The sequence below is a fragment of the Rhizobium sullae genome, assembly GCF_025200715.1.
In the GTDB taxonomy this organism is placed as follows: domain Bacteria; phylum Pseudomonadota; class Alphaproteobacteria; order Rhizobiales; family Rhizobiaceae; genus Rhizobium; species Rhizobium sullae.
In genome coordinates this window covers 2211320-2223821 of record NZ_CP104144.1, presented here as the reverse complement: position 1 = coordinate 2223821, position 12502 = coordinate 2211320, and the positions used below count along the sequence as shown (strand labels likewise).

Genomic DNA, 12502 nt, shown 5'->3' with positions numbered 1-12502 from the left:
CCTAACTGGAGCTCATTGACATGGACAGTTCAGGCTTCACCAATATCTTTGACGAATGGACGGACTCCGCCCTCGAATGGGTAAGCGACAACGGCGAGTTCCTCTTCGACTATCTCAGATGGATTCTCGAAGGACTCTACGATGCGATCCTGTGGCTCCTGGAGCTTCCGCCATTCTACGTGGTTGCTCTGATCGTAGCGGTTGTCGGCTGGCGGCTGGTCAATGCCTGGTTCGCGATACTAAGCGCCGCCGCACTTTCGCTCTGCTTTTCCATGGGGCTTTGGCCGGAAACGATGAGCACCTTGGCCCTGGTGTTGACCGCAACCGTTCTCGCCTTGGCGATCGGAATCCCGATCGGCATTTTAGCGGGCTTCTTCACCGCCTTGGACGGGTTCATGGAGCCGGGCCTGGATCTGATCCAGACGCTTCCGCCGTACATTTACCTGCTGCCGGCGATCGCGCTCCTCGGTTACGGGCCGGCGACTGCGCTGATCGCAACCGTCGTCGTTGCCATGCCACCTGCCATCCGGCTGACGTCACTCGGTATCCGGATGACTCCGAAGGAGTTCATCGAACTCGGCGAGGCAAGCGGCATCACGCCGGGCCAGATGTTTTTCAAGATCCGCCTTCCGTTTGCATTGCCCAGCATCATGGCAGGCATCAACCAAAGCCTGATGATGGCGTTCGGAATGGTCGTCATCGCAGGCATCGTCGGATCCGGTGGGCTCGGGGAGACAATCTACGGCGCGATCCGAACGCTAGACATCGCGACCTCGATCAACGGAGCGATCGCCATCGTGGTCCTCACCATGGTGCTTGACCGGATAACCCAGAGTGCGGCCAGCCTCGGAACGGGGAGGATGTCATGAACCCTTCGATCTTGCAGTTTTCGCCCGGTACCTTCCTGGCCCCCGCGGTCGATTGGCTCAATACCAATCTTCATCCGCTGTTTGCCGCAATCAGCTATGTGGTAGAAGTGGTTCTCTCCGGAATCGAGGGGGCGCTTCTCTTCGTGCCGCCCTATGCGCTGATCGCGATCGTTGTTGGCCTGGCATTTCTTGCTGTCGGCCTCCGCGCCGCAGTCCTCGCGGGCCTTTGCCTCGGCTTCTGCCTGCTCGTGGGGCTATGGACGGCGTCAATGCAGACTGTCGCTCTGGTGACCGTCGCTGTGTTGATATCCGTTCTCATCGCGTTTCCGATCGGCGTGCTATGTTCGCGCCACAAGACTTTGGAGGCAATGGTTCGCCCGGTTCTCGACGTGATGCAGACCGTTCCGCCGTGGGTCTATCTTATCCCGGCGGTCATGATCTTCAGCCTCGGGCGCGTCCCGGCAATTATTGCCACCATCGTCTACGGCATTCCGCCGATGCTCCGTTTGACCACGCTGGCATTCAACCAGGTGCCGAAGGAGTTCATGGAACTCGGCAGCGCCATCGGCGCCCATCCTCGGTCGGTGCTCTGGAAGATTGAAATCCCTCTTGCGAAGCAGACGCTTCTTGTGGGGCTCAACCAGTGCATCCTTCTCTCCCTGGCGATGGTGGTGTTGGCTGGCCTCGTGGGAGCGGGTGGTCTCGGAGCCGAGGTGACACGCGGTCTGACGCGCATGGAAATGGGCCTGGGCCTGCGGGCAGGCTTGGCGATCGTCGCAGTCGCGCTGCTGCTCGACCGGTTGTCCCGCGGGCTGTTTAATCGCAACAGTCTCTCAAAGCCGAGATGAAAAATAGCTTCTTCTGCATCGATGAACACTGCTTGCTCGCAGTTTTCGGATCAAATCAACGTCTGCTCCAGGCGAGCAAATGTACCAGGGAGACAAGATGATGCGACGAGAAGATTTACGAACCGGAGATACCACGGTACCACCTAAGCGCCTTAAGGTGGGCTTCGTTCTGGCTCGATCGTTTACGCTTTCGGCCTTCGCGCTGTTCGTCGATACCTTGCGCCTGGCGAGCGACGAAGCTGATCGTTCCGGAAGGGTCCTTGCCGATTGGCAGGTGCTCGGAAGTACCAGACATCTGATTACATCGAGTTGTGGTGTCCAGGTCGCTCCCACGTCGGACTTCGTCGATCCGTCCCGTTTCAACTACATCGTCGTGGTTGGCGGGCTGCTCTGCGTGGAGCGGCCTGTTGACCAGGAGACGGTTGCCTTCCTGAAGCGGGCCTCCATCCAGAAGGTACCGCTGATTGGGCTCTGCACCGGTTCGTTCATTCTTGCGGATGCCGGTCTGATGACGCGTCATGAGACGTGCGTAAGCTGGCTGCATGCCAAGAGTTTCCGGGAGAGGTTTCCCGATCTTCCGGTGCGGTCGGATCGGATTTTCAATCTCGATCGCCAGCGCGGGTCTTGCGCAGGCGGAAGCAGCGCTGCCGACATGGCTGCCTTGCTCGTGCGACGATACATCAGCCGGGAGGCTGAGCGAAACGCCTTGGAGGTTTTGCAGATCGAAAAGGCACGGTCTCCAGCCGATGTACAGCCCCGCCGGCCGCTCCACGAAAATTATGACGATGCACGCGTGAAGGCTGCGATGATCACGATGGAACAGCATCTGGAAGACGGGATCTCGATCCCGGCGCTGGCGTCGTCGGTGGGACTGTCGCGGCGCCAACTCGAGCGCGTATTCCTTGAGAAGACTGGAATGTCGCCAGCCCAGGCCTATACCCGTGTGCGCATGGAGCGTGCAAAGTCATTGCTCGCCCATTCAAGACTGCCGATGATCGAGATTGCCCTCGACGTCGGTTTCGAAAACGCGTCTCATTTCACGAGAACGTTCAAGCGCCTATTCGGACAGACTCCCTCCCAGCTTCGCGCTGCGACCGTGGGAGTTCATTAAACGTGCGGCAAATAGGTAGCATCGGTGAACTTTGGCGCTATCCGGTAAGCTCAGTGGCGGGAGAGAGGCTGGATCATGCTGAGGTTTCCGTCGACGGAGTGGTCGGTGATCGACGGTTTGCCCTGGTGGAGGTAGCGACGGGAACTGTTGCCCATCCCGAACGCGATCAGCGTTGGCATAAAGCCATATTCGTCAAATCCAGGACTGCGGCTGCCGGCGGAGTTGAAGTCCAAGTGCCAGACCAAGATTGGCTTGCCATCGGCGCACCACATCTCACGAGCCTTTTGTCTGCATTCTTCGGTTTCGAAGTGACTGTGAGACCGTATGAGCGATCCGGATACGGTACGGCCGAAACGGAATTTGCCGTCAATCGATATGATGTTGCGCCACTCCATCTGCTCACAAGCGCTTCTGTGGAATACCTTAAATCCATCCATCCCGACGGCGATCCAGACTGCCGGAGATTTAGGCCTAATATATTCGTGAAATCTGATATCGGCATCAAAGGCTTTGCTGAGTTGGACTGGATCGGTCGGCCGCTCCGCCTGGGAGCAGTCTCAAACGCCGTAGTCGCGCCGACGAAGCGTTGTGGGTTTACAATTATCGCTCAGGAAGGCCTCGAGAATGATCCTGAAATACTCAGGAATGTCATCCGGTATGGCAACCGGAATATGGGTGTCTATTGCCGACCTGCTCATCGAGGCATTTTGAGGGTCGGCGACCCCGTGCTTCTTTAAGGCCGGGAACCGACGCCCAGCACGGCGGATTCAGCGCCTTTTGCCGAATTAGACGGTTCGAGAGGACGGGAAACGTTTTCCATCTGCCGCTGCCACGTTCGAGCCGGACTATAATTTGGCCTTATGCTATGGATCGTGATGAAGTCCTGCAGACGTCGTCGTCAATGGCATTTCTCAACCGTATAGGACATAACTCAGTGTAATGCTAAAGAGACGGCGGTTAAGGTCATAGGAGGTCCTTTGTCTTGGTGAGTTTGCGTAGAAAGCTCCCTCCTTTGACCGGATTGACCGCGTTCGAAGCTGTTGCCCGGCTAGGGAGCTTCACCAAGGCGGCGAGTGAATTGGGCGTCACGCAAGCAGCCGTCAGCCGTCAGATCCATCTGCTGGAAAAAGACCTTGGCGTTCCGCTCTTCAGGCGCTTGCATCGAAAGATCGAAGCCACAGACAAGGGCCGGAGCCTTTCTGCGGCTACAACGACGGCCTTTAACCTTATGGCTGACACGATCGCGGAAATAAAAAGGGACGAAAGCCACGAGGGCCTTACGATTTCGGCGAGCGTCGCCTTCTCCCATTTCTGGCTACTGCCGAAGATCGCCTCATTTTCTAAAAAGTACGCGGAGATCCCGCTTCGGATCATCTCTCAAGACAATGCTGCAAGCCTCGATGGAAGCGATATCGATTTAGCGATCCGTTATGGAAATGGGATGTGGCCAGACGGTCGAGCCGAACTTCTCTTCGAGGACGAGATTTTTCCGGTCTGCAGCCCGGATTATGCCGAGCAGCTGGGGCAGTTTGCAGACCTGCACGAATTAACGCGGCACCCTCTAATCAGCTCTGACACCGAAGATCCAAGCTGGACCGGATGGGACGAGTGGTTCGCCGCGTTTGCGATTCAGGCCCCGAAACGGCCGGCAGGCTTGCGATGCAGTTTTTATACCGAAGCTATCTACGCGGCCTTGAACGGTCAGGGAATTGCATTGGGGTGGAAGCGTCTGGTCAAAAACTTGTTGGATCAAAAAGCTCTGGTCAGACTTACCGGGCATTCGGTCACTACACGAAACGGCTACTTCCTCATCGAGCCGTCGCGAAGCGCCAAGAATGCTCGCGTTGCACAGTTTGTCGAGTGGCTGAGGGTTGAAGCGCGGGACCTGGAACCAAACCAGTAGTTCAAAGATAAGTCGTCGCTAAAAAGCTCGTCGGACACGCAGGTCAGGGTAATTTATGCCATCGGCTCGGCCGTCCCACGTATCTTTGAACCTTCACCACGAAACGACGCGCTTTCGGTTGATTCCAACTCGATTCAGCTCTTCCCAAACACCACCAGCCGTCTGAACGGGTGCTCGAAGTGTAAGAATCGGAAACACTTTGTGACTAAGCTACTACGAATATTACGTTTTTCTATCTTGTCGCGCTGGCAACGCTGAAGGATATTAGCGCGACATGAGAGGTAGCCATCATGATCAGAATGATTGATGACCCAGCGGAGTTGGCGGGTGAGGACATCACCGGCAAATATATTCTGCGGAAGCTGAACTACCACTGGTTCGCCTACGGCAAGGCCGCCATCGTCACCGCGTGCAAGGGAACCATTCTGCACCTCGACCGCGAAGAGACAGTTTATTCGGAACGCTGGGGCCGCCGCGCCTATACCGGAACCGGGAAACGCTATCCAGGCGGCATCTGTCCGATCTCGGCAGTCGCCTGCATCTGTGACACGCCAGACGATGTCAACGCTGTCATCCAGCTGGATGTGGAGGCGCAGGACGAATTCTATCAGCTGATCGCCAAGACTGAAGCTAGGGTTCATGCTCTCGCCGCTTCCTCACAAAACAGCTTCTTTCTGGCAGCTGCCGAATAAGGCGGTTGATGAGCGCCGTTGATGGGATCGGTAGCCGCGGAATTCTACAAACATAGGCTCATCGCGAAAATTCTATCTCAAGGCCGGCACCGTGGCAGTCTCGAAATTCGATTTGGGCGAAGACGAAACATCACCTTATGATCGCATTCGCCGCCAGCGAGACATTTGCTGATCTCGTTATGCGCTTTCTGAAGGCGGTCGGGCGCGGCGGACGAGCTCTTCGCCAATCCCCTTGCGGTTGATGATGTCTTTAGCGCCGCGTGGAAGCTCGGGACCGCTTTAGCTCTTCACGGAACCGGCGGTCATACCGGCCAGGAAATAGCGCTGGGCGACGAGGTATAGAACCAGAAGCGGAAGCGATCCCAGCACGCTCATCGCCATCATCTCGTTCCATTCGAAGGCGTGTTGTCCCATCAGGAGCTGGATGCCGATGGGCACCGTTCTGAGATCCATCGACTTGGTGAGCGTCAGGGCGAAGAGGAATTCGTTCCAGGCCAGCAGAAAGGTGTAGACCGCCGTCGCGACGATCCCGGGGACCGAGACGGGGACGATCACCCGCCACAGGGCCGTCCAGCTCGATCCGCCATCCACCATAACCGCTTCGTCGAGTTCTTTCGGAAGCGTGTTAAAATAACCGGTCATCAGGAGCACGGCGTAGGGCAGGGTGAAGACCATGTAGGTCATAACCAGCGCCAGATAGGTATCGAATATCCGGAACGCCACGACCATGCCGAAATAGGGGATGAGCAAGGTAATCGGCGGAACGGTCTGCGTGCTGATGATGAAGACGTTCAACGTGTTCTTGAAGCGGAACGAATAGCGGCTGAAGGCGTAGGCAGTCAGGATCGCGATCACCACTGTCAGAAAGGTCACGACGCTCGCGACGAAATAGCTGTTGATGAAGAACCGGACCTTCACAGGGTCGTTGAAGATCGTGAGATACGCCGCGATCGTGAAGGTTTTCGGCAGAAGCGTGGGTGGGAGGGCGAAGATCTCGGTGTTGGATTTCAGGGAGCTGAAGAACATCCAGACGATCGGGAAGGCCGCGAAGACGAGGCCGATGGCAAGCCCGATATAGGTGAGGATGGTCGGCAGGACCGTGTTTTTGAAGGAACGCTTTGCCATGGCCGCCTACCTGCGCTGCTGGTGCTTGATGTAGAAGTAAGTGACGCTCATCGAGATGATGAGAATGATGATCGCGCTGGCCGAGGCGAGCGAGAATTCATAACGGGCGAAAGCGAGCTTGTAGGTGAATGTGGAAAGCATTTCCGTCGAGTAGATCGGACCGCCTCCCGTCGTCATCCATACGAGCGGGAAGACCTGCATCGTCCAGATGAAATCCAGGAGCGCGATGCTGACGATGATCGGCATCAGCTGGGGAATGGTGATATGCCAGAACATGTCGAATTCGTTGGCGCCGTCGATGCTGGCGGCTTCGTACAACTCCTTCGGAATGCCCTGGAGGCCGGCAAGCAGGCTAACCATGTAGAGCGGATAGCCTGCCCAGATGTTCGCGAAGGTGAGCGCATGGATTGCGGTGCTCGTGGAGGAGAACCACTCGACCTTGAAGTCGATGACGTGGAGCGCCGACAGCACGCTGTTGACGACACCGTTCGGGTCGAGCAGTAGGCGCCAGATGATGGCGATGATGACAGCCGTAAAAAGCCACGGCAGGATGTAGAGAACGCGCAGGATGCTGCGAATGACCGGGTCGACGCGTGTCGTATTCAGCAGAAGCGCGAAGGCGAGGCCGATGATGAAATGGAAGACCACGCTCATCACCGTGAAATAGAGCGTCTGGCCGACCGATTGCCAGAAAACCGGATCCGCGAAGATGGTGATGTAGTTCTGCAATCCGGCGAAGGCAGCGTCCTTCTTCATGATCGCACCGTCCATCAGCGAATAGCGTAGGACCATCAGCATGGGAAACAGCATCAACAGGACGAGAAGAAACGTGGCCGGCGACACGTAGAAATACGGTACCAGCTTTCTCAGGGTGTTATAGCTGAGCCAGCCCTTCTTGTGCGTCCTTGTCTGTGCCGTGGTCAATGCCGGAGCGTAACCAATCATTGTGCGACTTTCCAATGTGCCGGAAACTGACGATTTGCACCGACGGCGCAGGTTGCGCTGCCGGTGCTGGTAAAACATCGTCGATCAGAACTTGGCCAGCCAGGCCTTCTGCGCATTGGCGACCGCTTCCTTGGTCGTCTGGCCGCCATCGAACACCTTCTGGACTTCGACGTTCAGGTCGCGCATCAACTCTTCGGCGACCGGAAGGCCGACGAATTCGTTGGCCGGATAGCCGCTTTGGAAGATCTTGAAGGCTTCCGCGAATATCGGGTCGGAGGCGACGAAGTCGGGCTTCGCATGGACGTTGCCGGGGAAGGCGTTGGCGATCGACACGAGACGCCCGTTCACTTCCGGGCTCATCAGATATTCGACCAGCTTCCAGGCCTCGTCCTTGTGCTCGCTGCCCTCGCTGATACCAATGCCCCAGGATGCGTACGGCATGCCGCGTTTGCCCGTGTAGCCGTCGGCGGCCGGCAACGCGGAGATGCCGAATTTGAGATTCGGACTGCGCTCGCGGATGAGGTTAACGTGCGCGAGCGAATCGACCATCATGCCGACGCGGCCATTGACGAATTCCTCGACCTTGTCCTGTTCCTTCTTCGCGAAGATGCCGGGCGAGATGACGTGCGCCTTGTTCAGCGACTCGATGTAGTCGAGCGTGCCGACGACGGCCTCGTTTTCGAGGTCCGGCTTGCCGTCCTTCAACATGGAGGCGCCTGAGGCCCAGACCCAGGACATCACGTCGTTCTGGATGCCGCCCGGGGACTGCAGCGACAGCGGCAGCACCCAGCCGTACTGGTTCTTGGAGGCATCGGTCATCTTCTTCGCGGCGTCGGCGAATTCGCTGCGCGTGGACGGCATCTTGTCGATGCCGGCAGCCTTGGCCAGATCCATGTTTACGAAGACCGGATAGACGAAGGAGGCGAGCGGGAACATCACGCTCTTGCCGTCGACCTTGACGATATCGGCAAGCTGGGTCCTATCGTAGCCCACCTCGTCCATCAGCTCGTCCATCGAAGCGATGGCGCCCTGTTTGGCGAGGCTGTTGACCCATGCGCCATCGAGGCCCACCACGTCGCTCAGCGTGCCAGAAGCGGCGCCGACGACGATCTGGTCGCGTGTCGTGGCATAGGGACCGCTGACGAGCGTGACCTTGATGCCGGGGTTCTTGGCTTCGAAATCATCCATGATGCCGCGCAACGCGCCGGCGGGCATTTCCGGTTCCCACCACTGGATGAACTCGATCGTGGTGTCTGCGAATGCGGACGTGGCACAGAGCGCCCAAGCGGCCGCGGCGGCTCTAACACTCCTGCTGAAATTGTTGAATCTCATGTCTACCTCCCGTTAGACGTTCAATGGATCGATCCTCCCAAAGATCGCTTGAAGAGTAGGTTCCCGGACGCCCCTGCCTGTCAACAAGGAAGCGCTTGAAAGGTGCCATCATGGCATCATCAAGATATCGATTTTCTCGATAAATTATTGATTTAAAACAATTTAAAAAATTTTGCGCGCGAAAAGTTCTTGCATCATTTTTATTGCTTGCGACGTGTTTTTTCTTTACTTTCGTAAGCAAATGAAAGTTTGCCCAATGTGTCGGAATTCCGGCGTCGAGAATTCACACCTCGTTCTTCGGAAAACGGCGCGAGGTTCCGGTTTGCGAGGTCTTCGAGAATGCTTCTGCTCGAAACGGCAATGGGTTGCCCGGTGCGATTTGATACGATTTATCTATTGCCTAATTTCGCCTGTCATTGAATGTCTTGCTGCGTGTGCAAAGGCAGATTCGACCGTTAGTGAAACGATCCGCACGGCGGTAAGGAATTGAATGGCCAAGAAGACTTACAGATCCATGGACGACTTCGCCAGCGCCTGCGGCGTATCGCGTCCGACGCTGTCGAAGTATTTTGACGATCCGACGCTGATCAAGGATGTTACGCGCAAGCGGATCGAGGCGGCCCTCAAGAAATCGAACTTCGAGCCGAACCTCTTTGCGCGGCACCTCAACCGCAAGCGGACCAAGAACATTGGAATCATCGTCCCCACGATGTCGGATCCTTTCTATGTCCAGGTCGTGTCTTTGATCGAGCTCAAGCTGCGTGCCAAGGGATTCTGGCCGGTGCAGCTTTCGTCGCATACGCGACCCGAGCTGGAAGAGGAGGCGGTGCGGACGCTGCTATCGCTGAAGGTGGCCGGTGTGATCGTGGCGCCCCTGGGGTCCGGCTCGCGCCGTTCGGCCCTGGAAAGGCTGACGGATGCCATACCGGTTGTCTGCTTCGACAATCCTGCAAGCGCCGACCTGCCTTTCGTCGGAAACGACAATTCTCAGAGCGTGGCGGAAATCGTTCAGTATCTTTGCCGATCCGGCGAGCCGCCGATTTTCCTCGATGTTCCGCATCTGACGGAAAATGCGGGCGAGCGACAGGACAGCTACCGCGCAGCAATGATCAAGGAGGGACATTCGCCGCTGGTCATCGATTGCGACGCGCCGCCCTCCTGGGAGTTCGAACGGCTCGGCTACGAGCAGATGCGGAGAATTCTCGCGAAGAATGGCCTGCCCGGCAAGACGCTTTTGTGCGCCAACGATCGTTTTGCCTTCGGTGCAATGGCTGCGGCTTTTGCTTCGGGATTGAAGATCGGCCGCACCGAGACGTGCGATGTGCGCATTGCCGGCCACGACGACCATCCGCTCAGCCGATACGCCTGCCCCTCGCTGACGACCATGGCCCAGAATGCCTCTGAGATCGCGGCGAATGCCGTGGAACTGCTGTTGGGCGGCATCGAGGATCGGGAAGCCGACCGGAAGGTTGCGGTAAACAAAGTCATCCTCGAGGCGACCCTCGTCATGCGTGACTCCGCCTGAGCGTCTTCAGATCCTGCCCGCGGAGGTCACGGGCCGAACGCCGGATCCATCCGACGCCAGGCCGCCACGATGGCATCCAGTGCTTCGCGCGCTTCCGGTATTGCGCGCCCCATTGAAACGAAACCGTGGATCTGGCCCGGCCATATGCGGCAGGTGCAGCTCGCTTCTGCCTCGAGGCGCCGCGCATAGGCGTGGCCCTCGTCGAAGAGCACGTCGTGTCCCGCCAGGACTAGGAATGCCGTTGCAACGCCTTTCAGCGATGCTGCCAGAAGGGGCGAGGCACGCCAGTCAACACCGCCGGCGCCTTCCGGGATGTAGTGATCCCGGAACCATCGCATGCCCTTGGCCGTCAGGCCGAAATCCTGCGCATAGCGGTAATAGCTTTCCGACGTCTGCCGCTGATCGGTGACCGGATAGATCAGCACCTGTCCGATGACCGCCGGCAGCGTTCCGTCGCGCGCCAGAAGGGCGACGACGGCGGCGAGGTTTCCGCCGGCGCTGTCTCCCGCAATCAGGATGCGGGTCGGATCGATACCGAGCGCGCCGGCCTGTTCGTTCATCCAGATGAGCGCGCCGGCGCAGTCATCGAGCGCTGCGGGAAAGGGATGCTCGGGTGCAAGGCGATAGTCGGGCGAAACCACGACGGCGCCGGCTGCATTGGCGAGGTTCCGGCAGATGTCCTCGTGGGTCTCCGGCGCTCCGATCACCCAACCGCCGCCGTGGAGATAGAGCAGCGCCGGCTGGCGGCCGCGCGGCGCATCCCGCCCGCGCCATACTTTCAGTCGAATACCGCCCGCCTGCCTTTCCAGGACTTCGCCGACGTCTTCGAGCGGCCACTGCTTGTCCGCGAAGCGGTCGAGATATTGGCGCCGCGCTTCTTCCGGCGTGCAATCTTCCACCGGCTTCAGCGGGGTGCTTGGCCATGCGAGGGCACGCCTTGCAGATTCGTCCAATCCCGTCATGCCAGCAGGCTCCGGGCCTCGTCTTCGCGCAGTTCCTTCGGCTGCGCGACAGTTCCGGAAACGGCCTGGGCGGCGCCGATTTCGCCGGCACGCAGGATCGCTTCCATGACTTCCAGCACGTGCAGGGCGAGATCGCCGGACGCGCGGGGCGGCCGTCCCTCGACGATCGATCGGGCCAGATCGGCAAGGCCGAGCATCCGATAGTTGGCGCGGTCCGGAGCGGCGGCCGGCCAGTTGGCTGCGCCGAAGAGTTCGCCTGCTGTGTCCGTCTCCTGCCACTGCGCACCCTGGCTCGACAGGGCAACCACGCCGCCGAAATTATCCGGGTCTGGCAGGCGTAGGGAGCCTTCCGTGCCATGCAGTTCGATGGGGTGGTTGGAGTGACGGAACACGTCCCAGGATGCGCCGAAGGTCATGGTGGCACCGCACTGGAATTCAAGGAGAGAGAGGACGCTGGTCGGCGTGTTGACCTTGAAGCGCGTGCCCTTCTTTGGCCCCTCGGCTGTGATGATCCGTTCCTCGTGCCCGCTGGTGGCGACGGTCTGCACGCGGCGCACGGGGCCCATCAAGTTGACCATCATGGTGAGATAGTAAGGACCCATGTCCATTACCGGTCCGGCGCCGGCCTGATAGTAGAAACTCGGGTCGGGATGCCAGTGCTCCATGCCGCGCCCCATCATGAAGGCGGTGCCCGTCACCGGCTTGCCGATGGCGCCGGCGTCCATCAGGCGGCGCGCGTGGCGTCCGGCCGCGCCCAGAAATGTATCGGGGGCCGACCCCAGAGCCAATCCCTTCGCAGCGGCCGTATCGACAAGGCGGCCTCCCTCGTCGGCGGTCACGCCCAGAGGCTTTTCCGTGAAGACATGTTTTCCGGCCGACAGCGCGCGCATGGAGACGTCGAAATGCGCAGACGGACCGGTCAGGTTCAAGACGAGATCGATGTCGTCGGCGGTGATCAGGGAATCGACATCTGTTGCGCGTAGGTTGAATTGGTCTGCACGGCGCCGTGCCGCTTGCCCGTCGAGGTCTGCGCAGGCCGTGATCTCGACGCCCGAAAACAGCGGAGCGTTGCGCATGTAGGCCATCGAAATGTTGCCGCATCCCACTACGCCGATCCTGAGTTTCGTGCCTTTGGCCTGTGTCATGTGAAGGGCCTGGTTCTTGTTGTTGCGTGAGGAGGAGAGGGTGGA

The 12502-nt window shown here is 58.7% G+C and carries 12 protein-coding genes; 7 read left to right on the top strand and 5 right to left on the bottom strand.

The window, feature by feature from the left end; genetic code table 11:
• Positions 1-20: 20 nt before the first annotated feature.
• The 6 genes from N2599_RS31455 (at position 21) to N2599_RS31430 (ending at position 5423) form a co-directional block, all read left to right on the top strand.
• Positions 21-869: an ABC transporter permease gene (locus tag N2599_RS31455; protein ID WP_027509182.1), complete on the top strand. Its 849-nt coding sequence runs from the start codon at positions 21-23 to the stop codon at positions 867-869.
• Complete coding sequence (locus N2599_RS31450) at positions 866-1717, top strand: ABC transporter permease (protein WP_027509183.1); 852 nt, start codon at positions 866-868, stop codon at positions 1715-1717. Before N2599_RS31455 ends, N2599_RS31450 begins: the two co-directional genes overlap by 4 nt.
• 100 nt (positions 1718-1817) lie before the next feature.
• Entirely contained in the window at positions 1818-2828 is a 1011-nt protein-coding gene (locus N2599_RS31445; protein ID WP_027509184.1) for a GlxA family transcriptional regulator, read from the top strand.
• Between the two features lie 2 nt (positions 2829-2830).
• Positions 2831-3565: an MOSC domain-containing protein gene (locus N2599_RS37980; RefSeq protein ID WP_084606412.1), complete on the top strand. Its 735-nt coding sequence runs from the start codon at positions 2831-2833 to the stop codon at positions 3563-3565.
• Between the two features lie 275 nt (positions 3566-3840).
• Positions 3841-4731: a LysR substrate-binding domain-containing protein gene (locus N2599_RS31435; RefSeq protein WP_051336506.1), complete on the top strand. Its 891-nt coding sequence runs from the start codon at positions 3841-3843 to the stop codon at positions 4729-4731.
• A 290-nt stretch (positions 4732-5021) separates the two neighbouring features.
• Entirely contained in the window at positions 5022-5423 is a 402-nt protein-coding gene (locus tag N2599_RS31430; protein ID WP_027509187.1) for a hypothetical protein, read from the top strand.
• A gap of 279 nt (positions 5424-5702) precedes the next feature.
• Here N2599_RS31430 and N2599_RS31425 read toward each other — a convergent pair whose 3' ends face one another.
• The 3 genes from N2599_RS31425 to N2599_RS31415 form a co-directional block, all read right to left on the bottom strand.
• Complete coding sequence (locus tag N2599_RS31425) at positions 5703-6548, bottom strand: carbohydrate ABC transporter permease (RefSeq protein WP_027509188.1); 846 nt, start codon at positions 6546-6548, stop codon at positions 5703-5705.
• A gap of 6 nt (positions 6549-6554) precedes the next feature.
• Positions 6555-7493 carry a carbohydrate ABC transporter permease gene (locus tag N2599_RS31420; protein WP_027509189.1) on the bottom strand — a complete coding sequence of 313 codons (939 nt, stop codon included), beginning with the start codon at positions 7491-7493 and terminating at the stop codon, positions 6555-6557.
• Between the two features lie 84 nt (positions 7494-7577).
• On the bottom strand, positions 7578-8825 hold the full coding sequence (locus N2599_RS31415; protein WP_027509190.1) for an ABC transporter substrate-binding protein: 1248 nt from the start codon (positions 8823-8825) through the stop codon (positions 7578-7580).
• Between the two features lie 490 nt (positions 8826-9315).
• Here N2599_RS31415 and N2599_RS31410 point away from each other — a divergent pair, with 490 nt between their 5' ends.
• Positions 9316-10350, top strand: a complete 1035-nt coding sequence (locus tag N2599_RS31410) for a LacI family DNA-binding transcriptional regulator (RefSeq protein ID WP_027509191.1) — start codon at positions 9316-9318, stop codon at positions 10348-10350.
• A 26-nt stretch (positions 10351-10376) separates the two neighbouring features.
• Here N2599_RS31410 and N2599_RS31405 read toward each other — a convergent pair whose 3' ends face one another.
• Together N2599_RS31405 and N2599_RS31400 are read right to left on the bottom strand one after the other, a co-directional pair.
• Complete coding sequence (locus N2599_RS31405) at positions 10377-11312, bottom strand: alpha/beta hydrolase (RefSeq protein WP_027509192.1); 936 nt, start codon at positions 11310-11312, stop codon at positions 10377-10379.
• Positions 11309-12457: a Gfo/Idh/MocA family protein gene (locus N2599_RS31400; RefSeq protein WP_027509193.1), complete on the bottom strand. Its 1149-nt coding sequence runs from the start codon at positions 12455-12457 to the stop codon at positions 11309-11311. Before N2599_RS31400 ends, N2599_RS31405 begins: the two co-directional genes overlap by 4 nt.
• Positions 12458-12502: the final 45 nt, after the last annotated feature.

Bases quoted from the DNA above. Each gene is read 5' to 3' on its own strand.
- N2599_RS31445 (WP_027509184.1), top strand. From the start codon at position 1,818: ATGCGACGAGAAGATTTACGAACCGGAGATACCACGGTACCACCTAAG.
- N2599_RS31410 (WP_027509191.1), top strand. From the start codon at position 9,316: ATGGCCAAGAAGACTTACAGATCCATGGACGACTTCGCCAGCGCCTGC.
- N2599_RS31400 (WP_027509193.1), bottom strand. From the start codon at position 12,457: ATGACACAGGCCAAAGGCACGAAACTCAGGATCGGCGTAGTGGGATGC.
- N2599_RS31420 (WP_027509189.1), bottom strand. From the start codon at position 7,493: ATGATTGGTTACGCTCCGGCATTGACCACGGCACAGACAAGGACGCAC.
- N2599_RS31430 (WP_027509187.1), top strand. From the start codon at position 5,022: ATGATCAGAATGATTGATGACCCAGCGGAGTTGGCGGGTGAGGACATC.
- N2599_RS31405 (WP_027509192.1), bottom strand. From the start codon at position 11,312: ATGACGGGATTGGACGAATCTGCAAGGCGTGCCCTCGCATGGCCAAGC.
- N2599_RS31415 (WP_027509190.1), bottom strand. From the start codon at position 8,825: ATGAGATTCAACAATTTCAGCAGGAGTGTTAGAGCCGCCGCGGCCGCT.
- N2599_RS31455 (WP_027509182.1), top strand. From the start codon at position 21: ATGGACAGTTCAGGCTTCACCAATATCTTTGACGAATGGACGGACTCC.
- N2599_RS31425 (WP_027509188.1), bottom strand. From the start codon at position 6,548: ATGGCAAAGCGTTCCTTCAAAAACACGGTCCTGCCGACCATCCTCACC.
- N2599_RS31450 (WP_027509183.1), top strand. From the start codon at position 866: ATGAACCCTTCGATCTTGCAGTTTTCGCCCGGTACCTTCCTGGCCCCC.